The organism is Streptomyces sp. Ag109_O5-1 (genome assembly GCF_003814875.1).
Classification (GTDB): Bacteria; Actinomycetota; Actinomycetes; order Streptomycetales; family Streptomycetaceae; genus Streptomyces; species Streptomyces sasae.
Genome location: NZ_RKQF01000001.1, coordinates 5,899,496 through 5,923,273, shown reverse-complemented (window position 1 = coordinate 5,923,273; position 23,778 = coordinate 5,899,496). Strand labels below are relative to the sequence as shown.

Here is a 23,778-nt window from a genome sequence, read left to right as displayed (position 1 = left end):
CGGCAGCCGCGCCCAAGCCGTCGAAGGAGGTCACGGCGCTGCGACCGGACAGTTTCGACGGCAACAGTGCGGCCCGGAAGAGCAATTCCTGTGGTCGGGAAGTGAGAAATCGACACGGCGCACGAGAAATATTCCTGAGGCGGGAGACGGCCAGGAATTGTTCACCGTGTGGGGTCGCTCACGACGTGCTACTGTCAGTATCAGTTGCAGGTGTGGTTGCCAGAATGGTTTTTCCGGCGGCTGATCATCACGGCGACACGGAAAGCGCACAGAGCGTATTCCTGACACCGTCTCCGAAGGGGAAACAAAATGGCTACTGGCACCGTGAAGTGGTTCAACGCGGAAAAGGGCTTCGGTTTCATCGAGCAGGACGGCGGCGGCGCCGACGTCTTCGCCCACTACTCCAACATCGCCGCCCAGGGCTTCCGTGAGCTGCTGGAAGGTCAGAAGGTTTCGTTCGACATCGCGCAGGGCCAGAAGGGCCCGACGGCCGAGAACATCGTTCCCGCCTGACGCGTCGGCACTGACGCATACTTCGCAGCTGGGGCCCGCACCTTGGGGTGCGGGCCCCAGCTCGCTTCATTTTCAGGGCGATTCATCCCTGTTTTTTCGGCTCGTTCTCGCGATTCTCTGCGCCGTTCGTTTTGCTGCGGAAATTCCTTGATACGCGCCCACGTCGAGGAAGGTTCCACATGAACCGTGCACGCACGACTCGCACACGCACGACTCGCGCATACGACCGCTTCGGAGGAAGCGCTGCCGTCGGCCGCTCCGGTGTTCAGAGCCGCTCCAATGGCAACGGAAACCGGCGGGCCGCACAAGGTGAGTTCGCACCGCCGAAGACGACCACGCCGGCGTTGCCCGCCGTCGAGACGTTCGCCGATCTCGCCATGCCGACGCCGTTGCTGGTCGCGCTCGGCCACGAGGGCGTGACCGTACCGTTCCCCATCCAGGCGGCGACCCTGCCGAACTCCCTGGCCGGCCGTGACGTACTCGGTCGTGGCCGTACCGGGTCGGGCAAGACGCTCGCCTTCGGCCTCGCGGTAATGGCCCGTACGGCAGGCCGGCGCGCCGAACCACGGGAGCCGCTGGCCCTGATCCTCGTACCCACCCGTGAACTCGCCCAGCAGGTCACCGACGCGCTCACCCCGTATGCCCGCGCCGTCCGGCTGCGGCTGGCCACCGTTGTCGGCGGAATGTCGATCGGCAGACAGGCGAGTGCGCTGCGGGCCGGGGCCGAGGTCGTCGTCGCGACACCGGGGCGGCTCAAGGACCTGATCGACCGGGGCGACTGCCGACTGCGGGACGTCGCGGTCACTGTCCTGGACGAGGCCGACCAGATGACCGACATGGGCTTCATGCCCCAGGTCACCGCCCTGCTCGACCAGGTGCGGCCGGAGGGCCAGCGGATGCTCTTCTCGGCGACCCTGGACCGTAACGTGGACCTGCTGGTCCGTCGCTACCTGACCGACCCGGTGGTCCACTCCGTCGACCCGTCGGCCGGTGCCGTCACCACGATGGAGCACCACGTACTCCACGTGCACGACGCGGACAAGCGCCGGACGACCACCGAGATCGCGGCACGGGACGGCCGGGTCATCATGTTCCTGGACACCAAGCACGCCGTGGACCGGTTGACCGAGCACCTCCTCAGCAGCGGCGTCCGCGCCGCCGCCCTGCACGGTGGCAGGTCCCAGCCGCAGCGCACCCGGACCCTGGCTCAGTTCAAGGACGGTCACGTCACGGTGCTGGTCGCCACCAACGTCGCGGCCCGCGGCATCCACGTCGACAACCTCGACCTGGTCGTCAACGTGGATCCGCCCGGCGACCACAAGGACTACCTGCACCGTGGCGGTCGTACGGCCCGTGCGGGGGAGTCCGGCAGCGTCGTCACCCTGGTGACACCCGGCCAGCGCCGCGGCATGAGCCGACTGATGGCCTCGGCCGGCATCACCCCGCGCATCACTCCGGTGCGCTCGGGTGAGGCGGAGCTGAGCCGTATCACCGGCGCCCAGGCGCCGTCCGGTGTCCCGGTCGTCATCACCGCTCCGGCCGTGGAGCGTCCCCGCCGCACGTCTTCCCCGTCCCGTGGCCGTCAGGGCCGCACCGGCCAGGGGCGGCCCGCCGGCGCGGCGGTGCGCCGCAGGGCACAGCGGCGCACCGCCGTCGACTCGGCGGCCTAGGCCCTGCACGACCCCGGAGCCGCAGCGGTCTCCCCAGGCCGCAATGGCCACCAAGCCGACCAACCCTCACCGCAGGAGGCTTTTTTGACGCCCACTCAGACGCAGTGCCGCGTGGCGGACCCCGCATCGACGACCGTGGTCGACGGCATGGAAGCGTACGGGCCTCGGGTCTGTGACGACATGACCGTCGAGGTGGCTCTGGCCGTCATGGCGGGTGCACGTGTCGAGTACCTGACTGTGTGCGACGGCGACGACCAGAGCACGGGTTCGATCACTCTGGCCCGGCTCGCCGTTCTCCGTGCCAGTTCCACGTACACGGACCGCATCCGTCTGCGGGACGTCCTCGGCAGCCGGCTCCGGCCTGTTCCCGTCCGCGGCTGATCCACCCCGCCCGGGTCAGTTCCTTTCCGTCATGCCTGGGAGGCATCATGCGTTGTGTCATCGCCCAGTACCCGTTCGACCTGACCAAGATCGGGGTGCTGGCCTCGATGAAGGGCGTCAAGCCCGAGCTGGTCACGGGCGCGTCCGTGACCATCGGCCGCCGCCGCTACCCCGTCAAGCAGGTGGGCCAGGTCACCACGGGACAGGACCGCCGTGACTTCACCGTCGGCGAAGTCACCCGGGCCATGGCGCGCCTCGGCTTCACCTGCCACGACGGCCCCGGGGCCGCGCCCATGAGCGTTCCCCTTCCGCTCCGGACCACGTCGGCACTGGTCGACGGCACCTGCCCTGTGGACGTGTGAGGACGGGCGGGTAACCGCCCTCAGGATCCCGGTGGGGGCTATGTCGACGCGCGTCGACATAGCCCCCACCGCTGTGTCCTCGTCCGCTCGGAGACTCTTGGCCGAGCAGCGGGGCGGGGACAGCATCTCACCGGTCGAAGTAGCTGAAATCACCCACGGTCCATGCGCTGACGTCCTTGATCGCGACTCGGTACATGCCGCCCGTCTCCGGGATACCGAGGCTGCCCTGCAGGATCCGCGCGAGATGGAAGTGCAGATGCGTGGGATCTCCGCCGCGGCCGGGCCGTCCCCCTCGCGGGCCGCCGGTGAAGACGTCGGAGAACGGGCCGAGGCGGTCCGATCCCTTCAGGACCTCCGCCACCCGCTCCCTCCACACGGCCTCGGGAGCCAGCCGGCCGGTGATGACGGCGCCACCGACGACCACGGTCAGCGACATCTGATTGCTTCGCTCGGACTCCACCGCGGCGGAGAGAGCGACAAGCAGTTCATCAGGGTTCGACATGAGAGCAGATCCTATTCAGTTGCCTGTCTCGGGCCCGCCCCGTGGGAGGTGAAGCAGCTTCGCGGACGGCGGGAGGCGGTTCTTGACCGAGCGGCGAGGGGCGGGCCCCGTCCGTCGTGGCGCCGCGCGCGACGACCTAGGGGGAGGCCATCGTCGCAGGTGGCAGGATTCCTCCTCTGCCATAGGGGTGAAATCTACTCTTGCCAGAGTAGACATTGCCTCGCGGTGTGGTTATGCTTCCTGTCGTAGAACACGGTCGAACGAGACCCGGCAGAAACGAACTGGCGGGTAGCTGTACACGAAGTTCCCAGGTCAGTGCGGCTCTCGAGCCTCGAAGCCAAGGTTTCCCAGAACGGCGACGGCGCTGGGAGCCGCACTGGGCGGCTCGCATGTCGAGGAGCTGCCGCAGCAGTACCGCAGTGCCGATTCATCCAGTGGTTGGTTCAGAGAGGAACGGAGGAGCAGACGCCATCAGGATCGCCCGGCCCGAGAAGCACTCGGCCCGGGTACCGCAAGACCCCGGAATGGATGGTGGTCCCCGGTCAAGCAGCTGCGATCCCCCGCTACCCCGCCCTCTGCCGGGCCGGGTAGCGGAAACAGAAGGTCGGCACAGCAGTAGGGCCGACAGATGGTGTTGAATTTCCTTCGGGGCCTTGGTGCCGTACGGCACCAAGGCCCCTCGACGCGTTGCACAGCGAGGTGACATGACAGCGGACAACCCTCTTAGTGATTTTCTGGATGACGATGACTACCCCGCCTACACGATGGGCCGGGCAGCCGAGATGCTCGGCACCACCCCGGGCTTCCTTCGGGCCATCGGCGAGGCTCGTCTGATCACTCCGCTCCGCTCGGAGGGCGGGCATCGCCGGTACTCCCGCTATCAATTGCGGATCGCCGCTCGCGCCCGCGAGCTCGTCGACAAGGGCACCCCGATCGAGGCCGCCTGCCGCATCGTCATCCTCGAGGACCAGCTCGAGGAAGCTCAGCGCATCAACGCCGAGTACCGTCGTGCCGCGGACGAGGCGGCTGGCAGCTCCGGTTCCAGCTGATCGCGTGGGCGCGGGCCACCCGGAGCGCCTTGTGGTGGCCACATGAGAGTACGGGCCGGAAGTCCCGCGGTCGGGGTGACGACAGCGTCGGCTGTCGTGGGAGCGACGGGATGGAGCTGGGCCGGTTCCCGCCCGTCCGGCGCACCCGACCCTCACCGGGCCGACCTCAAGGGTGGGCATCAGGAGGGCTGTGCACCGATGCCGCGGTTCGGGTACGGCGACCCCCACCGCCGTGCTGCGATCACATAGTGCAGCCGACGCCCAGATCGATGCCCCAGCGGGCTGTGGTCGCTCCCGATGCTCGACCCACTGCTCAAGCGGTCTGTCGAAACCGCGGATCAGTTCCGGCGGAGGGCCACCCTCCCCGAGCGGCAGTTCCTCTCGGGCCAGAACACCGCCAGGAGCACCGAGGCGTTCGCACGACGATGCATCCGACGTTCCATGACGGCGTGCCCCGGCCGTGCCCATGAGAGCGGGCAACTGCGGTCAATCACGGCGCGATCCCGCACTCGTGAGGAACTCCGATCAGCGCGTACGTCCAGCTCGGGGCGTGTGAGTCCGCGCAAGCGCCGTCGCTTCCCGAGCTGAGAGCGCGAGTTCGATTCTCGTCACCCGCTCCAAAAGAAGCCCCAGGTCAGTGACCTGGGGTTTATGTATTTCGGGGGTCCCCACCAGATTCCGATCCGTTCCGTACCGCTGCCGACCACCCCCACCTACAACGCGACCAAGGCCGCACTGCACTCCTTCTCCGAGAGCCTGCGCGTGCAGCTCGCGGGCGCCGATGCCGGCGTCCGGGCCGCCAGGGCACTTCTCGTTGCCGCAGACGGCGTCGTTCCGACGCTCGCGGAGGACCTTGACCGGTCGGCAGTACCGTTCCCTCACGTCATCTTGACGACGACCTTGCCGGACTTCGCACGCCCTGCTTCGACGTACTCCAACGCTTCTCGGGTCGACTCGAACGGGAACACCGTGTCGACGACGGGTCGGATCCTGCCGGCCTCGATGAGATGGGTGAGCTCGCGCAGCTGGTCCCCGCTGGCCTTCATGAACAGGAAGGAGTACCTCACGTTGCGGCGCCGAGCGCTTCGCCGGATCCGGAAGACCTCATCCACCTGCCCGACGGCTGGAAGGCCCCGCAGGTGCGTGACGCACTCGCCGAGCAGACTGCGCACCTGCCGGCGGCGCTGCGCCGCACCCTCACCTGGGACCAGGGCCGCGAACTCTATCTCCACGAGGAGATAGAGGACTTCACCGGCTTCCGGATCTACTTCTGCGACCCGCACTCGCCCTGGCAGCGAGGCACGAACGAGAACACGAACGGGCTGCTGCGCGAGTACTTCCCGGAACCCGCGGAGCCGCAGTTCCGGGGGCTCTTCCGGCTCCCGGGGGGGGAGGGGGGAGAACGCGGCCGCTGCGGCATGCGGTGCGTCCGGCACCCTGAACGCGGCTCGGCGACGAAGGCGTGAACGGCCGGCGGATGCGTCGATCACCGGCCGCGGTACCGTGTGGTGCAGATGCCGGACAAGTCGTACCGAACGGGTGGACGGGTCGCGGACCGCGGCTGGGTCCTCGTACCGCTCAGCGCCGGACCTACGGGATCGTGGAAGATGATGACGGAAGACCAAGCAGCGCGTGAACCAGCGGGCTCGGCATCCCCCGCGCCAACCGCGCGTGCGCAGGGCGGGAACCTCTCCCCACGAGTGAAGCCGGTCGTCGCCGAAGCCGCTCGGCTCCGCGTGCTGACGCGCTGGTGGGGATCACGCCCTGCCGCCGCCAGGGACCGCGAGTTCGCGCTTGTCTTCACGGTGCTGTCGTTCGTGGCGCCGCTGTCGCGGATCGGGGCGCAGTTCGGCAGGCTTCCCGTCCATGGCACCTTCGTCGCGGGTGTGCTGCTGACCCTGGGGCAGACCCTGCCGCTTGCGGTGCGCACCCGGTGGCCGGCCGCCTGCCTCGCGGTGACGGGGGCCTCGTTCGCGGTGTACGAGTGCCTGGGCCTGCCGCCGACCTTCGGCAGCCTGGGGCTGTACATCGCGCTGTACTCCGTGGGTGCCCACCAGGACCGCTTCCGACAAGTCGTACCGCTGGCGGCGACGGGCGGGTACGTGGTCTTCGGCATCGCCCTGTACGCGCTGGATTCGCCCGAGGGCCTGACCGACTACCTGCTCTATTACATGGTCCTAGCGGTGGTGTGGGGCCTGGGAGTCCTGGTCCGCGGGCGGCGGGAGCAGGAGGCCGAGCGACGGCGCCTTTCCGCGCAGGTGGCCATCGCGGCGGAACGCAGCCGCCTGGCTCGGGAGTTGCACGACGTGGTGACCCATCATGTGACCGCGATGGTGGTACAGGCGGGCGCGGCCCAGTACCTCACCGAGTCGCCGGACCGCCTCCACGAGGCCCTCGACGCGATCAACGGCACCGGCCGTCGCGCGCTGGCCGAGCTCCGGTTCCTGCTCGGTGTGCTGGAGGCGACCGGTGATTCGGCGCGCCGGGAGCGGACGCCGCTGCCGGGCCGGGTGCCTGATCTGGTGGAGCAGACACGAGCGGGCGGCCAGCCGGTCGAGCTGGTCGAGGACGGAGAGCAGTCGGCCATGGCCGTAGGTGCCCAGCTCACGGCGTATCGCGTCGTGCAGGAATCCCTGACGAACGCCGTGAAGTATGCCGCGGGCCGGCCGACGCTGGTACGGCTTGCGCACACCCCCGGCTGGACGGACGTGGAGGTCACCACTGCCGGGCTGGCCGACGGCGCTCCCGTGTCCGCCGCCCTGCCGGGTGATGGCCCGTACGTCTCGGGAGGCCGGGGCCTGACCGGGCTGCGGGAACGGGTGGAGATGCTGGGAGGCGAGTTCGCGGCAGGGCCCCGCCCGCAGGGCGGTTTCCGCGTGCACGCACGGATCCCCTCGGGAGGTGCCGCGTGAGTGTTCCGCCCGCTGAGATCAGGGTGCTGGTCTGCGAGGACCAGGCCCTCGTGCGCGCCGGCTTCGTCACGATCCTCTCCGCCCAGCCCGACATGGAGGTCGTGGGGGAGGCCGTGGACGGCCGAGCGGCGATCCGAAGCGCGCAGGAGCTGAAGCCGGACGTCGTCGTCATGGACATCCGCATGCCCCTCCTCGACGGAATCGAGGCCACCCGCCGCCTGGCAGGCCCCGACTCCCTCAGCCCAGCCAGGATCCTCATCGTCACCACCTTCAACGTCGACGAGTACGTGTACGAGGCCCTCCGCGCCGGCGCCAGCGGCTTCCTGCTGAAGGACGCCCCGCCGCCCGAACTGATCAACGCGGTACGCGTCGTCGCCCGCGGCGAGTCCCTCCTGGCCCCCGCCGTGACCCGCACCCTGATCGGCCGCTTCGCCGAACGCGTACGCCCCTCCGCCGCCCCCGCGTCCCCCGAGCGCGAGCGCCTCAAGGTCCTCACCCCCCGCGAGCACGAGGTCCTCCTCCTCATCAGCGAGGGCCTGTCGAACGCCGAGATCGCCACCGAGCTGGTCATCAGCCACGAGACCGTGAAGACCTACGTCTCTCGCATCCTCACCAAGCTGGACCTCCGCGACCGCGTCCAGGCGGTGGTCCTGGCATATCGGGCGGGGTTGACGGGGGACGGCGACCGCGCCTGACGGCCCCGTGATGCCGGCCGGGTCGGGCGAGCGCGTCCCGGCCGCGTTCGCCCCCTCGATTCGCTGGGGCCGCTCATCCCTGCCCGGGTTCGGCCCGGCATCCCCCGAGCGAGCTACCTGAAGTGTCCTCTCCACGGTGACGCGCGCGACTGGTGGTCCCTTGTTGACTCGAACCGTCAACACGACGGCCTGACCAGGCAGGTTCGAGCAGCCGAGTAGCTAAGGACAACGCCATGACCACGACGCGCAGTTCCGCGAAGTACGGTTTCCCCGGAGGCCGCCGACTCGCCGCGGCTCTGCTGGTCTCCACGGTGGCAGGGACCGCACTGATCGCGTGCGGTGCCGATGCCCAGGGCGCGCAACCGGCCCAGGCCGCCGGTAGGAGGGTCGCCGAGACCGCAGGGAACGCCAAGATCACCTGGGGCAAGTGCCCGGCCCTGGCCGAGGGACAAACCCGTAGCCCCCACCTGACCTGCGGGACATTGAAAGTCCCCCTGGACTATCAGCACCCGGGCGGTACGAAGATCGATGTGGCGGTCTCGCGGCTGTCCACCGCCAAACCCGGGAAGCGGCATGGCGTCCTGCTGCTGAACCCCGGCGGGCCGGCCCTGGGCGGTCTCGACACGCCGGGAACCATGGCGCCCACCCTGCCGAAGTCCGTGCTGGACCGCTACGACCTGATCGGCTTCGACCCGCGTGGCGTCGAGCACAGCACCCCGCAGAGCTGCGGTCTAAAGGACCCCACCGTGACCGGGCTTTTCCCCTATCCCGCCGCGGACGGCTCGATCACCAAGAACGTGGCCATCGCCAAGGCCGCCGCCAAGCAGTGCGCCGACACCGTGGGCGAGAACCTGCGGTACTACACCACCGCCAACACCGCCCGCGACATGGACCGCATCCGCCAGGCGCTCGGTGAGAAGAAGATCTCCTACTGGGGCCAGTCCTACGGCACCTACCTCGGCGCCGTCTACCGGTCTCTCTTCCAGAACCACACCGACCGGCTGATCCTGGAAGGCAACGTCGACCCCGCCAAGGTATGGGCCGACCAGGTCGCGGACACCTGGGGCAAGGGCATGGCCGACCGGTTCCCCGACGCCGCCCGCGTCGCCGCGGCGCAGCACAGCACCCTCAAGTTGGGCACGAACGTCGCGCAGGTGACCCATACCTACCTCACCCTCGCCGACCGGCTCGACCACACGCCCGCGGCGATTCCCGGCGCATCGGTGTCGATGGACGGGCCGCTGCTGCGGAACATGACCTACGCCCTGCTTCTGCACAACAACACCCTTCCCGTGCTCGCCCAGTTCTGGAAGGCCGCCGAAGACCTGTCCCACGGCAGCACCACGGCCGCCGACGCCGCGGTTCTCAAGGAGGTGTTCGCCGACTCACCGTCGTCTCCGGGCGTCCCAGCGGACAATCAGGCCACCATGTTCATGGCTCTCACCTGCGGTGACGCCGAATGGCCGCACGACGTCGACGGCTACGCCACCCGCACCGCCGCCGACCGCAAGAAGTGGCCGCTGACCGCGGGCATGCCCGCCAACATCTGGGCGTGCGCCTTCTGGAACAAGCCGGCTGAGGCGACTGTCAAGGTCGTGGCCGGCGGCCCGCGCAACACCCTGATCCTGCAGAACCGCCGGGACAACGCCACTCCGTGGGAAGGCGGCGTCGGGCTGCACAAGGCCCTCGGCGACGGCTCCGTCTTCGTCGGCGTCGACAACGGCGGGCACTACGCCTACAACGAAGGCTCCGCCTGCGCCGACAAGGCCACCGTCGGCTTCCTGGCCACCGGCCACCTGCCGGACAAGGATCTCTACTGCACCGACGTCATACGGAAGTGACCCGCCGGGGCGCGGTGTTCCCGATAGCGGGCCGGACAGGATCCCTCTCCGACCAGCTGCCCCTCAGGTAGGGCCTGCCGAGTCTCAGGGAGCCTTCCGTCTGCTGCCGACTTCCATGACGCGGCCGGGATCGAGCCTGGAGCGGCGCTCTCTCACTCCTCCGAACCGAGGGCGTGCCCATAGCGTGCCCATAAGAACGGTCGACGCGGGTCAACAGCGGTGCGAGTATGCCTCGTCAGGCACCGTGCCAGGCGTATGAGGCCAGGTCAACAGGTACCCACGTCCCCAAGCGCCGTCGCTTCCCAAGCTGAGAGCGCGAGTTCGATTCCCGTCACTCGCTCCATAAAGAAGGCCCAGGTCATCGACCCGGGCCTCTTTGCTGTGCGCGGTGATCTATTGCCGCGTGCCAGATTCGCGCCAGAACGGTGATCGTCGGGGACGACCGTCTGCTGTTCTGGCACGGCCGCAGCATCCTGGCATGCCTTCCGTACTGTGGCGTCGAGGCCGGCTGCGACTTCCTACTCTCCGTCGTCTTGGGGGTGCTGATAGATCAGCGTGGCTTTCTCGGAGGACTGGCCGGCGCGGGCCATCGTGCCTTGAGGGTGGCACCGGATCGGATGGACAGGGTGTGTCCGGTGTGGCGGAGGTGGTCGTGGAACCGGAAGCCCTCAGGCATGCCGACGATCTCACGGGCCTTCCGCCACCTCCGGCCGAAGGTGCTGCGCCGGAAGGGCGCCCCCTTCTCCCCCACGAGGAGCAACCCGTCAAGGGCAGGCTCGGCGTACGACTCCAAGTGCCAGCGGAGCTCCCGGCGGAGGAACGCGGGAAGAATCACAGTCCGCCCTCCTGCCTCGCTCTTTTGTCGCCCTGGACGTGTCGCCCGTTCATCCGCTCCCATTCGGCGAGACGAACCCGGATCCTGAGGACGCCAAGCGGTCCGTGACGCTGGACCAGCCCGGGACGCCAGGCTCGGTGTCCTTCCGGGCCAAGGCCGTCGATGCCCAGGGCACCAACGCCACCCTGGACGCTGATCAACGCCTACCGCACCACGAGGTGAACGGAAAAAGTTCCCGGCTCGCGGCAACCCTGTGCGGAGTCTGTGACCACTAGGAGTCGGATCCGGTCATCCCCCGTGCCTGGATTCACTCCTCTTCTGGTGAACGGCATGCAAGGAGAACACCTCCCCATGAACAACCCCACGACCGGCGGACGCCGCGGGCGTCACCGCCGTCGCTGGACCGCCACCGCTCTGCTGCTCGGCGTGCCTGCCATCGTCGTGCCGTATCTCCTGTTCGCGCAGGAGGACTCGCAGGCCGCGACGATCGACGGCAATGCCTACTACCGGCTGGTTTCCGTACGCAGTGGCAAGGTGATGGACGTCAACGCCTTCTCCACCGCCGACGGCACCCGCATCCAGCAGTGGACCGACCAGAACACCGCCAACCAGCAGTGGAAGCTGAGACCTGCCGGGGACGGGTACTACGAGCTGGTGAACCGCAACAGCGGCAAGGTGCTGGGCATAACGGGCGGTTCGACCGCCCAGGCGGCCGCCGCCGAGCAGCAGACCGACAGCTCCTCCACTTCCCAGGAGTGGCGGATCGACGATGTGAGCGGTTCCGACGCCGTCACTTTCACCTCCCGCAGGAGCGGCCAGGTCCTGGACGTCTCCGGAGGCTCCACGGCCGAGGGCGCGCCGATCATCCAGTATCCCGGCAGGGGCAGCGCCAACCAGCAGTGGAAGCTGGTGCAAACGGCCGAGACCCAGGCGTCCGGGACCGGCAGCACTCAGACCACGGCCGCGGCCGGACCGTATGTGTGGAAGAACGCCCAGGTGGCGGGCGGCGGTTACGTCACCGGGCTGGTGTTCAACCAGCGGGAGAAGGGTCTGCTGTACGCGCGCACGGACATGGGCGGCGCCTACCGCTGGGACACCGCGGCCGAGCAGTGGATCCCGCTGACCGACTGGCTCGGTGAGAAGGACTGGAACCTGCTGGGCATCGACGCGCTGGCCACCGACCCCGTCGACCCGGGCCGGCTCTACCTCTCGACGGGCACCTACACCAACGAGTGGGCGGGCAACGGCGCGATCCTGCGTTCCACCGACCGGGGCCGTACCTTCCAGCGGACCGATCTGCCGTTCAAGGTGGGCGGCAACGAACCCGGCCGGGGGGCGGGCGAGCGGCTCGTGATCGACCCCGCGAACCACGGCACCCTGCTGCTGGGCACCCGCAAGAACGGCCTGTGGCGCAGCACCGACTACGGTGTGACATGGCGTCAGGTTTCGTCGTTCCCCGTCAAGGACGGGGCGGGCAGCGGCGCGGGCATCTCCTTCGTGACGTACGGCCCGGCCGGCAGCAACACGGTCTACGTCGGCGTCAACGACACGTCCACGCCCCTGTACCGCTCCACCGACGGCGGCAGCAGCTGGCAGGCTGTTTCCGGGCAGCCCACCGGCCAGATGCCGCAGCACGGTGTGGTCTCCGGTGACGGGTCGCTGTACCTGTCCTACAGCAACAGCATCGGCCCCATGGACGCGACGACGGGCTCGGTGTGGAAGTACACCCCGACCAGCGGCGCGTGGAAGAACATCTCCCCGTCCCAGGGTAGTTACGGGTTCTCCGGTCTGGCCGTCGACCCGCAGAAGCCGTCCACGGTGATGGTCACCACCCTCGACCGCTGGTGGCCCCAGGACGAGCTCTACCGGACCACCGACGGCGGCACGACCTGGAAGGCGCTGGCCGACAAGTCGGTGCGGGACGCCTCCGCCGCTCCTTACGTCGGTACCGGCATCGGGCACTGGATGACCGCGCTGGCCATCGATCCCTTCGACTCCGGGCACGTGCTGTACGGCACCGGCAACGGCATCTGGCGCAGCAAGGACGCGAGCGCCTCCGACAGCGGCGGCACCAGCCACTGGACCTCCGGGGCCCGCGGGCTGGAGGAGACCTCGCTGGCGGACGCGATCGCCCCTCCCGGCGGCGCCACCGTCATCACCTCCATGGGCGACCAAGGCGGTTTCCGCCACGACTCCCTGACCGAGGTGCCCGCCGGACGGCTGAAGAACCCGCTGATGAGCAGCAGCACCGACATCGATTTCGCCCAGTCGGCCCCCGCGATGATGGTCCGCGTCGGGACTGGCGGCGCGCAGGACGGCGCCTACTCCACCGACGGCGGCAGCAGCTGGAACGGCTTCACGGCAGAGCCGGTGGGCAGTGCGAACAGCGGCCATGTCGCGCTCGCGGCGGACGGCTCCACCATCGTGTGGACCGAGGCCGGCCAGGCCCCGTACCGCTCGACCGACAAGGGAGCGAGCTGGTCGAAGGTCAGCGGCCTGGGCACCGACGCCGTGGTCGTCGCCGACCGCTCCTCGGCCAACACCTTCTACTCACTCACGGGCGGCACGCTCCACGCCAGCACCGACGGCGGCGCGACCTTCACCCCCCGCGCCACCAGCCTGCCCGCCGGCCGGCTCACCGCCGTCCCCGGCATCAACGGGGACCTGTGGATCGCCGGCGGTGACAAGGGGCTGCTGCACTCCACCGACGGCGGCCGCACCTTCACCACGCTCAAGACGGTGCAGTCCGCCTCCGCCCTCGGCTTCGGCAAGGCCGCACCCGGCGCCAACTATCAGGCCCTGTACCTGATCGGCACCGTCAACGACGTCACCGGAGTCTTCCGCTCCACCGACAAGGGCGCCACCTGGCTCCGCGTCAACGACGACGCCCACCAGTGGGGCGCCATCGGCAGCCTCGGCATCATCACCGGCGATCCCGACACCTACGGCCGCGTCTACATCGGCACCAACGGACGCGGCCTCCAGTACGGCGACCCGTCCTGACCCCAATCACCTGAGCGGGGCCGCAGCCACAACGGCCTGCGGCCCCGCCGTGCGGCTGTGCACTCGCGACGGCACCCTTCAGCCGTTGATCCGACTAAGCTGCCAACGTCAACAGGATGCCGGATCTTCAATGGGTTGAGGTAGAGCCGTTGCCTCATGTCAACGGTGACCTCTTGCCCGTGCTGGAGTCGGTCGACTCCCTGCAAAGGGCGTGGCAGGAGGTCGTCAAGGCGAACGATCCGGCCTTCCAGGAAGCCCGCAGGCGCTCATTGCGGCGCCACGCGATCGAGACCGGCATCATCGAGCGCCTGTATGAGGTCGACTGGGGAGTGACCGAAGCCTCGTCGCCGAGGGCATCACGGCCGACGCAGTCGCTCGTGCTGACGACGGGACCGTGTCCGAAGACGTTCTTGCGCTGATTCGCTCCCAGTGCGAAGCCCTCCAGTTCCTTGGGGAGAGCGCCCGGGACGGCCGAGACGTATCAGTGGCAGTCCTCGTCAACCTGTGCCTGAAGTACGTCGACCCGCTCCCCGACAGCACCATGCCCAGCAACGTCTACGCCCTCATGACCGACGAGGACTACGCCGAATGCGGGCGCCTGGTCGAAGCCCTCCGCGCGCGAGACCCCTTCCGATACCGCTACAAGTTCGAAGAGAACCAACCCGGCGCACGCCAACGGCGGCCCACACAGTGGGCCGCCGTTGCGACAGGACGGAAGCAGCCACCAGAAGCGGCGCGCGGCGGACGAGCCCGAGCTGTCTGCCCGCCGGGCCCGCCTCATCGCTCCGTGGACCTCGCCCCCGTGGCCTTGGCGACTGCCTCGTGCACGCGGGCATCGACAAGGCCGGGGCGGCCGGAGACCGCGACGACCACCGTCCCGGTGCGGACGGCCGTCTGCTTGACGATGCTGCTGCGCCCGCCGGCGGAGCAGGTCAGCAGCTGACTCCACTGCTCGTCGCCCAGCCGGGCGACGAGCACCTTCTGAGTCGTGACCATGACGGGTGTACTGCCGGCGAGGACCTGGTAGACGGGGCGGGGCCCGCGCTGTCCCGCACGCACGCTGACTGGCACGCACTTGTCGCAGCCCACGCTGATGGCATCCGCCTCGGCGGCGAGATCGGTCAGGACCGCGACGTCAGCCTGCGGCGGGGACGGGGGCGTGGGTTGGTACTGGTGTCTCCGTCGGATCGGGCTCGGCTGTCACCGCGGAGGGAACGGGGGCGGGGGCGTAGGGGATCTCTCCGCGCAGGACGGCCTTGGCGCGGTCCTCGTCGAGCTCGCCCTCCCAGCGGGCGACGGCCAGGGTGGCGACGCCGTTGCCGACCAGGCTGGTCAGGGCGCGGGCTTCGGACATGAACCGGTCGACGCCGAAGATCAGTGCCAGGGCGGCGGGCGGGACGTGCGGGACGGCGCTGAGGGTGGCGGCCAGGGCGATGAAGCCGGAGCCGGTGACGCCTGCGGCGCCCTTGGAGGTGAGCAGCATGACGGCGAGCATGGCCAGCTGCTGGGTGAGGCTGAGGTGGATGCCGAGGGCCTGGGCGAGGAAGACCGAGCCCATGGTCAGGTAGATGGCGGTGCCGTCGAGGTTGAAGGAGTACCCGGCGGGCAGCGTGATGCCGACGACGGGTTTCGAGGCGCCGGCGTGCTGGAGCTTGGCCATCATGCGCGGCAGGACGGGCTCGGTGGAGGAGGTGCCCAGGACGATCAGCAGTTCTTCCTTGATGTAGCGCAGGAAGGGCAGCAGCCGCAGTCCGTTCAGGCGCATCACGGTTCCGAGGACGACCAGGACGAAGAAGAGGGCGGTCAGCCAGAACGAGCCGACGAGCAGCGCCAGGTGGCGCAGGGTGCCCAGGCCGTAGTGGCCGATGGTGAAGGCCATTGAGCCGAACGCGCCGATGGGGGCCAGTCGCATGATCCAGCGGATGAGCGTGAACAGGACCGTGGAGAACTTCTCGACGCCCCGGGCGATACTCAGGCCGGCCTCTCCGCTGGCGTGCAGGCCGAAGCCGAACAGCACCGACACCAGCAGCACGGGCAGGATCTCGTTGCCGGTCAGGGCGCTGACCAGGGTGGCCGGGACGATGGCGAGAAGGAAGGCGGCGAAGCCCTCGTGGGCCGTGGTCGCCTCCGGCGGCAGGCCCTTGGTGGACAGGGTCGAGAGGTCGATGTGCAGACCGCTGCCCGGTTTGACGACGTTGACGACGACCAGGCCGATCACCATGGCCACGGTGGTCAGCACCTCGAAGTAGACCAGAGCCTTCAGGCTCACGCGGCCGACCGCGCGGGCGTTGCCCATGGAGGCGATGCCGTGGACGACCGTGCAGAAGATGATCGGTGCGATGAACATCTTCACCAGCGCGATGAAGCCGTCGCCGAGCGGTTTGAGGTCAGCGCCGACGGACGGCCACAACCCGCCCACGGCGGCGCCGAGGAGGACGGCGATCAGGCACTGGATGTAGAGGTGGGACAGCATCCGGCGGATGCGGCCCGGTGGTGCGGTGACGGTACCCGGGGCGGCGTCGTTGCGGCTCATGCGGGGCGTCCTTCCAGGACGGGAACGAGGAGTTCGGCTCGGGCGATGCGGCGGGCGGCGCGGTGCAGCAGCACCGTGGGGGACGCGCCGTCCGGTGCGGGGACGGCTTGGGTGGTGACCACGCCGGCGGGGGTGCCCAGGCGCAGCGTGCCGTCGGCGGTCTGCCGGGCTACGCGGTGGGCGAGGGTGCCAGGGGTGGTGGCGGCTGTGGCCAGGGCCACGGCGGAGGTCAGGCCGATCGCCGGGTGCGGGGCGTGCATGGAGACCATGCGCACGGCCAGGTCGTACTCGTCCTGGTTGACGAGTATGCCCTGTGTGGTGCGATAAGGGGCGGGTCGGGCGACGATGCCCACCTTCGGTACCGCGTGGCTGACCGGATCGCCCTCGCGGGCCAGGCCCATGGCCAGCGCTGCCTGGCGGCGCAGCAGGGTCAGCGCGGGTACTGCGGTGGCGAACGCGGTGAGGGATTCCGTGCCGTCGAGGCCGAACGCCTTGGCCTCGAACAGCGCGGCCGGCGCGCCGGCGTCCACCAGGGATGCCTCGACAAGGCCGTCCGGGCCGGTCAGCTCGTCCAGTGCCCGGCCGGTCGGCAGTGCGCGGCCGGTCGTCGAGCCCGCCGGGTCCTGAAACCCGAGCAGGACCGGCACGCCCGGCGCCGAGGTACCCGGGACCACGGCCGTGCCCTCCTCCGGGGCCACGCCCGCGGGGGTGGGGATCGTGCCGGTGAGGCGGGCCCCGGTGTTGACGTTGAGCATGCGGACGGTGGTGGTGTCCGACGTGATCGGCACGAGATGGTGGTGGACGGCGTACAGGGCCACGGCGGTGGCACAGTTGCCGCAGTTGCTGGCCCACTCCACGTGCTCGTCGCCGATCCCGACCTGTGCGAAGGCGTACTCGACATCCACGCCGGCCTGGGTCGACGCCTGTACGACGGCGGCCTTGGAGGTGGTGGAGGAGGCTCCGCCCACGCCGTCGATCTGGCGGGGGTCGGCGGCGTTGAAGGCGGCGAGCAGGAGGGCATCGACGTCCACGCCCGTGGCGGCCACGTCGCGGTGGTCGAAGATCCAGCACTTGCTGGTTCCTCCGCGGATCATCTCGCCCTGCAGACGCAGCACAACCGACTCCTCACAGCCAGGGAAGGGGAAGCCCGCCGACGGTCTCGCCGTGCGTGGTGTCCTCCACGGTGGGTTACGGCAGCGTGAAGTACAATCTCGGAAATGTGTATGGCTATTAAGGTGAAGTGAACGCTGGAGGTGGCGGCATGCTCGATGTCCGGCGCATCCTGCTGTTCACGGAGGTCGCCCGGCGCGGCTCGGTGACCGCGACAGCCCGCGCCCTGAACTACACCCCGTCAGCGGTATCGCAGCAGGTCAGCCGCCTGGAAGCGGAGGCAGGACAGCCCCTGCTGGAACGCCACGCCCGGGGTGTCTCCCTCACCGACGCCGGACGGGCGCTGGCCGAACGAGGGCACCGGATCGAACGCGAACTGCGGGCCGCGGAAAACGAACTCGCCGACTACGCCGGCCTGCGCGCGGGCACCCTGCGCATCGGCACCTTCCCCACCGTCGGCGCCTCGCTCCTCCCACAGGCCGTGATCGCCTTCCGGGACGCCCACCCCGACGTACGGCTGACCGTCCGCAGCGCCCGCATCGCCGGGCTCTGGACGATGCTGGAGAACCGGGAGATCGAGATGTCCCTCATGTGGGACTACGACTGGAGCCGAATCGACCGGGAGGACATTGTCATCACCCCACTTCTCGATGACCCGCCTGCCCTTCTCGTCAGCGACCACCATCCACTCGCCGGCCGCGACGCCGCCTCACTCGCCGACTTCGCACACGACCCCTGGATCACCCGCGCCGACCATCACCCGGTGGCCGAAGCCCTCGTCCGCGGCTGTCGCGCCGTCGGCTTCGAGCCCCACATCGCCTACGAGGCCCACGACTACCAGGAAGCCCAGGCCATGGTCGCCGCCGGCATCGGCGTCGCCCTCGCCCCCACCCTGGCCCTGGAGGGCATCCGACCCGGCGTAAACGCCCTGCCCCTCCAACCGCCAGCTCCCATCCGCCGCATCCTCCTGGTTCGCATGGCCGACCACTCCCTCACCCCCGCCGCCCTGACCTTCGCCGGACTCCTCCGCGACGCCGCCGAGGCCCGAACCCCCTGACGCTGACACCGGACCACGCCCACCGGTCACGGAACCGTCGCGCTCACCGCGGGGAACCCAGGCCCCGCACTTCGGTGTTGGACGTGGGCCACCGTCGGCGGCAAGCAACCTGGCCATACGTTGGGGCCCTCGGCCTGTATCTGACGCACCGCGTCGGAATCCACTCCGTCATGGCAGTGCCGCTGCGGGCACGCGGGGTGACCCTGGGATCGGCCCTGTTCTTCCGCCACCGCACCCCGGACCCCTTGGGCGAGGCGAAAAAAATTCTGTGGCTCTTCGCGGCAACCTTTTCGGCCCCTGGGACCACTCGGTGTTGTCCGGCCAGGTGGTCGGTCAGATGCAACGGCTGAAAGAGAGCACAGGCGTGTCCCTGGAACGAGAGCACAGACATGTCCCCGGCCCACCCACGTCATCGGTGGCGTCCCCCGTCGGCGGCCACCGTGCCGACGGCGGCGCGCGCGGTGGTCGTCCGAAGCATCGTGGCCGTCGGTTGCTCGCGCGTCGGGGTCTCTGGGCGGGTCTCGCCATGGTGGTCGTGACCGGCTCGGCTGTCGTGGTCAGCCAGGCTTCGGCGCAGCCGAAGACCCTGGATCTGAAGAAGTGGTACGTGCTGGTCAACCGCAACAGCGGCAAGGTGCTGGACGACCGCGCCTCCGCCAAGAACGACGGCGCGGCGGTGGTGCAGTGGAGCCGTCACGGCGGGGCCAACCAGCAGTGGCGCTTCATCGACGCGGGTGACGGGTACTACCGGCTGCAGAACCGGAACTCCGGCAAGGTGCTGGACGACCTCGGCTGGTCGAAGACGGCCGGCTCCGCCCTCGTGCAGTGGAAAGACCTGAACGGCACCAACCAGCAGTTCAAACTGGCGAAGTCGTCGGACGGCTATGTGCGTTTGGTCAATCGCTTCAGTGGCATGGCCGTCGATGTCCACAACGCCGCCAAGGCCGACGGGGGCCACGTCGTCCAGAACCGCGACCGGGGCGGCGCCGATCAGCAGTGGCAACTCGTCCCGGCCGGGAGTGTCGGCAGCTCCGGTACGCCCTCCGCGCCGAGCAGCAGCGTTCCCGCCAGCCCGGCTCCGAGCAGCTCGCACCCGTCGTCGACGCCGTCGTCGACGCCGTCTCCCGTGGCCGGTGGCGGCAGCTCGACGAAACGCTTCATGGGCAGCGGCACGGTGCTCATCGGCGGCTCGATGTCCGACGCCTCGGCGGCCGCCGCGCCGTTCGACGTGCGGTACGCCTATGTGCACAGCCAGCCCGCACCCTCGTCGGACTACTACACGGCAGCGCGCTGCCACGACGACTGGTCGGGCTGGTGGGGCTGCTGGAACGGCAGCACCACGGCGCCCGGCACTTACGTGACCTGGCGGGACTCCGTGGCGGCCCAGGCGACGTACAAGGGGAGCCCACGTCCGCAGAAGATGCTCTGGACCTGGTACTCGTTGCGCGACCTCGGGGACGCGGCAGGCCAGGGCGACGGTCCGGGCGAGGTCAAGGCCATCAACCGGCTCGACCTGCTCACCCGGTACCTGAACGACTACCGGTTCTTCCTCCAGAAGATCGGCACGTCGCACGACGCGATCGACCTCGAGCCCGACTTCTGGGGCTACGTCCGGTCGCTCGGCGATCCGCACCAGGTTCCCGCACAGGTCGCGGCCGCGAATCCGACGGACTGCGGATCGCAGGAGAACAGCGCCGCCGGACTTTCCCGCTGCCTGATCTCGATGGCGCACAAGTACGCGCCGAACACCGCCGCGGGGCTCCACCTCACCTGCTGGGACTGGCAGAACAACACCCAGGGATGCGTCAAGGACTACGCGAGCCTCGGGGCGCAGAACGCCGACTTCCTGGCCACCGATGTGTCGGACCGCGACGCGGGCTGGTACGCACAGCCGGCCCACGGCGGCAGTGACCACTTCTGGACCGACCAGAAGGCCGCCGCCGCGCTGCAGTTCTACAAGACGATGGCCGAGTCCGTGGGCAAGCCGGTGGTCCTGTGGCAGATCCCCGTGGGCAACATGGCGCAGAACAACACCCTCAACCATTACAAGGACGACAAGGTGGACTGGTTCTTCGGGCACATGGACCAGGTCGCGAACGCCCATGTCGCCGGCCTGCTCTTCGGTCCAGGACAGCAGGAACAGACCTCGGTCGAAACCGACGGCGGAAACCTGATCAACAAGACGATCGCGTACCACAACTCGGGCGGTACAGCACTCAAGTAGGTGAAGTTGACGAATGCGCCCCCATCGCTTCGATGGGGGCGCATTTCGTCGTCTTCGCCGGGCTGAGGACTTCTCCGGGCGGCGCCGGCCATGCCGCCGTCGGTGCGGGCGCCGATCGAGACGGCCTCGGCGAAGGGGATGACCGTGCTGACAGGTGACGGCGGGGAAGCCGAGTTCGACCGCGAGGCCGGGGGAGTGCGGGCCGTCCCGGTCGATGAATGCGTCGCTGCGGCGGAAGGTGAATGCGGCCCGGGACGCCGGCGCCCACGCCGCGCAGGACCAGGAGCACACCCATCAGCCCGACAAGCCTCGCCGAGCCTCCGTCTGATCCCCGAACGACGGGAACCCCAGCCGGCACACGGCTGGGGTTCCTCGACGAGGCGGTGAGTAGCGGTCAGCGCTGCAGGGTGAGGACGCCCGGCCGCCACGGCAGTCGGTCGTAGGGGCCGCTTGCCGCAGGGGACTTGCCCTGGTAGAGGAACTGCAGGTTGCAGGGGTCGACGGTCATGGTCTGGTCGGGGTTGTTGCGGACCAGGTCACCATGGCTGATGTCGTTGGTCCAGGTGGCACCGCTGTTGGCCTTGCCCGCGAAGGGGTTGCTCTCAGTGGCCGCCTGCGGGGTCCAGGAACCGCTCAGGCTGGTGGCGGTGAACGAGCGGAAGTAGCGCTGCTCGTTCGCCCCCCGTGCCTCGACGATCATGAGGTACTGGTTCTGGCCCTGGACCTTGTAGACCTGCGGCGCCTCGAACAGGTTCTTGACCGTGTCGCTCATGACCGTCGTGTACGAGGAGCCGAAGCTGCCCGGGAAGTTCCCGATCGGCATGCTCGCCCGGTAGATCTTGCCGTTGTCGCCGGCGAAGAACAGGTACATGTTCTTGTCGTCGGCGATCAGGGTCTGGTCGATCGGTCCGGTGGCGGATTCGGTGCTGGGGATGCTGCCGGTGAACAGCGGCTGCGGCGCGGACCAGCCATTGGGGTTGGTGGGGTCGCTCGACGTGCGGTAGACGAAGGTCGACGCGCCCCACTGGGATGCCAGCACCCAGATGTTCTTGGGCGCGAAGTAGAACAGTGTGGGCGCCACCGCTTTCTGGCTCATGCCGGTCTGGCCGGCCGAGGCCATGTCCGACCAGTTCGTGAAGGGCTTGAACATCATCGAGCCGTACGACGATCCCGCCACGTCCGACGCGTAGACCAGGTGCTTGCCGTTGTACGTCACGGTGGTGAAGTCCTTCACCGCGTCCCACCCGTTCGCCGGCTGCGCCAACGCACCCGTCGACGTCCACCGGTACGTCGACGGAAGAGCGCAGGTGCCGCCCGTCGATGTCGATACCGGCGTCGGCGTCGGCGTCGGCGTGGACGTGGACGTGGCCGACCTGAAGTTCCAGTGTTGGTTGGCGCCGCCGTTGGAGTCCCAGATCTGGACGGTGGTGCCGTTGGCGGTCTGGCCGCCGGGGGTCTCCAGGACTCGGCCGCTGGCGACGTTGGTCAGGGTGTAGGAGCCGTCGCTGTTCCGGGCGGCCTTCCAGTGCTGGTTGGCGCCGCCGTTGGAGTCCCAGACCAGCAGTTTCGTGCCGTTGCCGGTCTGGTGGCCCGGCTCGTCCAGGACCCGGCCGCTGGCGACGTTGGTCAGCGTGTAGGAGCCGTCGCCGTTCTTGGTGGCCCGCCACTGCTGGTTGGCGGCGCCGCTTGCGTCCCACACCTGGAGCGGGGTGCCGTTGCCGATCTGGCCGGCGGGCTCGTCGAGAACACGTCCGGCAGCCACGTCGGAGAGCGTGTAGACAGTGCCGGAGGCGATGTCGCCGCCCGACGTGGTGCGGCCGGCGCCGCCCAGGGTGGTGAGTACCGCGTCGTAGGCGGGCTTCTTGTTGCCGTTGTTGTCGAACAGCAGCGGGTTCTCGCCGGTGCGCCAGGAGTCGCTGTCGCGGATGCCCCACACGGTGATGCCGGTGCAGCGGGCGACGTTGAGGCAGTCCTGGACGGTGTTGGCGTACGCGGTGGCGGACGCCTGGGCGATGTCGAGCTCGGTGATCTGGACGTCCACGCCGAGCGCGGCGAAGTTGGACAGGGTGGTCTGGAAGCTGGCCGGTGGGCCGCCGGTGCCGAAGTGGCTCTGGAAGCCGACGCAGTCGATGGGCACGCCGCGCGACTTGAAGTCCTTGACCATGTTGTAGACGCCCTGGGTCTTGGCGTCGGACCAGTTCTCGATGTTGTAGTCGTTGTAGCAGAGCTTGGCCGCGGGGTCGGCGGCCCGGGCCGTGCGGAAGGCTTCCTCGATGAAGCCGTTGCCCAGCACGTCCTGGAAGACCGAGCTGCGGTGCCGGCCGCTGCCGTCGTCGGAGAACGCCTCGTTGACCACGTCCCAGGAGTAGATCTTGCCCTTGTAGTGGGTCATCTCCTGGGTGATGTGGTTGTCCATCACACTGCGCAGGGTGTTGGCGTCGGTGATGGACTTGACCCAGCCGGGCAGTTGGGAGTGCCACACCAGGGTGTGGCCGCGCATGCGCTGGCCGTGGGCGGTGGCGTGGCCGACGATCTGGTCGGCGGGCCCGAAGTTGAAGCTGCCGCGGGAGGGTTCGGTGGTGTCCCACTTCATCTCGTTCTCCGGGGTGATCATGTTGAACTCCCGGTCGAGAATCGTGGAGTACGTCGAGTCACCGAGCCTGCCCGAGGGCACGGCCGTGCCGAAGTAGCGGCCGCTGCCGGCCGCCGCATCTGCGAGCACGGTCGGCGTGCCGGCGTTCGACGTCAATGCGGCCTGGGCGACCAGCGGTACGGCAGCACCCACGGCGGCGAGCACCACGGCGGCGACGATCAGGCGGCGGGTTGCCGGACGGCGGCGATGAGAGGGGTTCTGATCTGGCAACGGCTTGTCCTTCTGGCGAAGTGGACCTTGGTCTCGGCCCCCTGTTTCCTGTCAGTCGCCGCCACGCACAGAAAGGTTGCCGCGATCGAGGGAGGGTTTTCACGGCCGCCGTCACCTTCCCCAACGACCTGCCGGTCCGCACGGGTGCACCGGTGCGCCTGGGCACCCGGGGCGACCGGGAGCGCCTCACCGAGGTCTGCTCGACCATCGAGCTGTACGGCAAGGAGG

The 23,778-nt window shown here is 69.1% G+C and carries 17 protein-coding genes and 3 pseudogenes; 13 read left to right on the top strand and 7 right to left on the bottom strand.

The annotated features are described in order from the left end of the window. Nucleotides 1-309 precede the first annotated feature (309 nt). The 4 genes from EDD90_RS26660 (at nt 310) to EDD90_RS26645 (ending at nt 2,926) form a co-directional block, all read left to right on the top strand. A complete protein-coding gene (locus EDD90_RS26660; protein WP_004986771.1) occupies nt 310-513 on the top strand; it encodes a cold-shock protein in 204 nt (67 codons plus the stop codon). Between the two features lie 179 nt (nt 514-692). Continuing rightward, nucleotides 693-2,183, top strand: coding sequence for a DEAD/DEAH box helicase (locus tag EDD90_RS26655; RefSeq protein WP_185149230.1), 1,491 nt, complete (start codon nt 693-695; stop codon nt 2,181-2,183). Between the two features lie 111 nt (nt 2,184-2,294). Continuing rightward, complete coding sequence (locus EDD90_RS26650) at nt 2,295-2,564, top strand: hypothetical protein (protein WP_059130431.1); 270 nt, start codon at nt 2,295-2,297, stop codon at nt 2,562-2,564. A 47-nt stretch (nt 2,565-2,611) separates the two neighbouring features. Next, nucleotides 2,612-2,926 (top strand): SCO5918 family protein, encoded by a 315-nt coding sequence (locus EDD90_RS26645; protein WP_123975539.1) that lies wholly within the window; start codon nt 2,612-2,614, stop codon nt 2,924-2,926. Nucleotides 2,927-3,053: 127 nt separating this feature from the next. Here the strand turns inward: EDD90_RS26645 and EDD90_RS26640 are convergent, their stop codons facing one another. After that, entirely contained in the window at nt 3,054-3,428 is a 375-nt protein-coding gene (locus EDD90_RS26640) for a hypothetical protein (RefSeq protein WP_123975538.1), read from the bottom strand. Nucleotides 3,429-4,132: 704 nt separating this feature from the next. Here EDD90_RS26640 and EDD90_RS26635 point away from each other — a divergent pair. After that, complete coding sequence (locus EDD90_RS26635) at nt 4,133-4,477, top strand: MerR family transcriptional regulator (RefSeq protein WP_123975537.1); 345 nt, start codon at nt 4,133-4,135, stop codon at nt 4,475-4,477. Nucleotides 4,478-5,355: 878 nt separating this feature from the next. Here EDD90_RS26635 and EDD90_RS26625 read toward each other — a convergent pair. Then, nucleotides 5,356-5,577 (bottom strand): annotated as a pseudogene (locus EDD90_RS26625) (zinc-binding dehydrogenase); the annotation flags it as partial. A gap of 3 nt (nt 5,578-5,580) precedes the next feature. Between EDD90_RS26625 and EDD90_RS57585 the strand changes: the two are divergent. The 4 genes and pseudogenes from EDD90_RS57585 to EDD90_RS26605 form a co-directional block, all read left to right on the top strand. Beyond that, nucleotides 5,581-5,823: pseudogene (locus EDD90_RS57585) on the top strand (IS30 family transposase); the annotation flags it as partial. 354 nt (nt 5,824-6,177) lie between these two features. Further along, nucleotides 6,178-7,389 (top strand): sensor histidine kinase, encoded by a 1,212-nt coding sequence (locus EDD90_RS26615; RefSeq protein WP_260328077.1) that lies wholly within the window; start codon nt 6,178-6,180, stop codon nt 7,387-7,389. Further along, nucleotides 7,386-8,084: a response regulator transcription factor gene (locus EDD90_RS26610; RefSeq protein WP_260328076.1), complete on the top strand. Its 699-nt coding sequence runs from the start codon at nt 7,386-7,388 to the stop codon at nt 8,082-8,084. Before EDD90_RS26615 ends, EDD90_RS26610 begins: the two co-directional genes overlap by 4 nt. A 233-nt stretch (nt 8,085-8,317) precedes the next feature. Next, entirely contained in the window at nt 8,318-9,925 is a 1,608-nt protein-coding gene (locus EDD90_RS26605; RefSeq protein WP_123975536.1) for an alpha/beta hydrolase, read from the top strand. Nucleotides 9,926-10,326: 401 nt separating this feature from the next. On the opposite strand, the pseudogene EDD90_RS57580 reads toward EDD90_RS26605, so the two are convergent. Further along, a pseudogene (locus EDD90_RS57580) lies at nt 10,327-10,858 on the bottom strand (site-specific integrase); the annotation flags it as partial. Between the two features lie 253 nt (nt 10,859-11,111). On the opposite strand from EDD90_RS57580, the gene EDD90_RS26595 reads away from it, so the two are divergent. Continuing rightward, a complete protein-coding gene (locus EDD90_RS26595; protein WP_123975535.1) occupies nt 11,112-13,763 on the top strand; it encodes an RICIN domain-containing protein in 2,652 nt (883 codons plus the stop codon). A gap of 116 nt (nt 13,764-13,879) precedes the next feature. Then, nucleotides 13,880-14,182 (top strand): hypothetical protein, encoded by a 303-nt coding sequence (locus tag EDD90_RS26590; protein ID WP_123975534.1) that lies wholly within the window; start codon nt 13,880-13,882, stop codon nt 14,180-14,182. A 358-nt stretch (nt 14,183-14,540) separates the two neighbouring features. On the opposite strand, the gene EDD90_RS26585 is transcribed toward EDD90_RS26590, so the two are convergent. The 3 genes from EDD90_RS26585 to EDD90_RS26575 all read right to left on the bottom strand — a co-directional run bounded on the left by EDD90_RS26585 (nt 14,541) and on the right by EDD90_RS26575 (nt 17,411). Continuing rightward, entirely contained in the window at nt 14,541-14,759 is a 219-nt protein-coding gene (locus tag EDD90_RS26585) for a hypothetical protein (protein WP_123975533.1), read from the bottom strand. Between the two features lie 139 nt (nt 14,760-14,898). After that, on the bottom strand, nt 14,899-16,296 hold the full coding sequence (gene dctA, locus EDD90_RS26580) for a C4-dicarboxylate transporter DctA (RefSeq protein ID WP_095855677.1): 1,398 nt from the start codon (nt 16,294-16,296) through the stop codon (nt 14,899-14,901). Continuing rightward, nucleotides 16,293-17,411, bottom strand: a complete 1,119-nt coding sequence (locus EDD90_RS26575; RefSeq protein WP_123975532.1) for a PrpF domain-containing protein — start codon at nt 17,409-17,411, stop codon at nt 16,293-16,295. Before EDD90_RS26575 ends, dctA begins: the two co-directional genes overlap by 4 nt. A 146-nt stretch (nt 17,412-17,557) precedes the next feature. On the opposite strand from EDD90_RS26575, the gene EDD90_RS26570 reads away from it, so the two are divergent. Both EDD90_RS26570 and EDD90_RS26565 read left to right on the top strand, forming a co-directional pair. Continuing rightward, a complete protein-coding gene (locus EDD90_RS26570; protein ID WP_123975531.1) occupies nt 17,558-18,463 on the top strand; it encodes a LysR family transcriptional regulator in 906 nt (301 codons plus the stop codon). Nucleotides 18,464-18,989: 526 nt separating this feature from the next. After that, nucleotides 18,990-20,687 carry an RICIN domain-containing protein gene (locus EDD90_RS26565; protein WP_123975530.1) on the top strand — a complete coding sequence of 566 codons (1,698 nt, stop codon included), beginning with the start codon at nt 18,990-18,992 and terminating at the stop codon, nt 20,685-20,687. A gap of 394 nt (nt 20,688-21,081) precedes the next feature. Here EDD90_RS26565 and EDD90_RS26560 read toward each other — a convergent pair whose 3' ends face one another. Next, on the bottom strand, nt 21,082-23,502 hold the full coding sequence (locus tag EDD90_RS26560; RefSeq protein WP_123981670.1) for a non-reducing end alpha-L-arabinofuranosidase family hydrolase: 2,421 nt from the start codon (nt 23,500-23,502) through the stop codon (nt 21,082-21,084). Nucleotides 23,503-23,778 lie beyond the last annotated feature (276 nt).

What these genes read in the sequence shown, in the direction of transcription:
- EDD90_RS26605 (WP_123975536.1), top strand. Translation starts at nt 8,318, where the DNA reads ATGACCACGACGCGCAGTTCCGCGAAGTACGGTTTCCCCGGAGGCCGC.
- EDD90_RS26655 (WP_185149230.1), top strand. Translation starts at nt 693, where the DNA reads ATGAACCGTGCACGCACGACTCGCACACGCACGACTCGCGCATACGAC.
- EDD90_RS26585 (WP_123975533.1), bottom strand. Translation starts at nt 14,759, where the DNA reads ATGGTCACGACTCAGAAGGTGCTCGTCGCCCGGCTGGGCGACGAGCAG.
- EDD90_RS26635 (WP_123975537.1), top strand. Translation starts at nt 4,133, where the DNA reads ATGACAGCGGACAACCCTCTTAGTGATTTTCTGGATGACGATGACTAC.
- EDD90_RS26645 (WP_123975539.1), top strand. Translation starts at nt 2,612, where the DNA reads ATGCGTTGTGTCATCGCCCAGTACCCGTTCGACCTGACCAAGATCGGG.
- dctA (WP_095855677.1), bottom strand. Translation starts at nt 16,296, where the DNA reads ATGAGCCGCAACGACGCCGCCCCGGGTACCGTCACCGCACCACCGGGC.
- EDD90_RS26660 (WP_004986771.1), top strand. Translation starts at nt 310, where the DNA reads ATGGCTACTGGCACCGTGAAGTGGTTCAACGCGGAAAAGGGCTTCGGT.
- EDD90_RS26595 (WP_123975535.1), top strand. Translation starts at nt 11,112, where the DNA reads ATGAACAACCCCACGACCGGCGGACGCCGCGGGCGTCACCGCCGTCGC.
- EDD90_RS26565 (WP_123975530.1), top strand. Translation starts at nt 18,990, where the DNA reads ATGGTGGTCGTGACCGGCTCGGCTGTCGTGGTCAGCCAGGCTTCGGCG.
- EDD90_RS26570 (WP_123975531.1), top strand. Translation starts at nt 17,558, where the DNA reads ATGCTCGATGTCCGGCGCATCCTGCTGTTCACGGAGGTCGCCCGGCGC.
- EDD90_RS26640 (WP_123975538.1), bottom strand. Translation starts at nt 3,428, where the DNA reads ATGTCGAACCCTGATGAACTGCTTGTCGCTCTCTCCGCCGCGGTGGAG.
- EDD90_RS26590 (WP_123975534.1), top strand. Translation starts at nt 13,880, where the DNA reads ATGCCGGATCTTCAATGGGTTGAGGTAGAGCCGTTGCCTCATGTCAAC.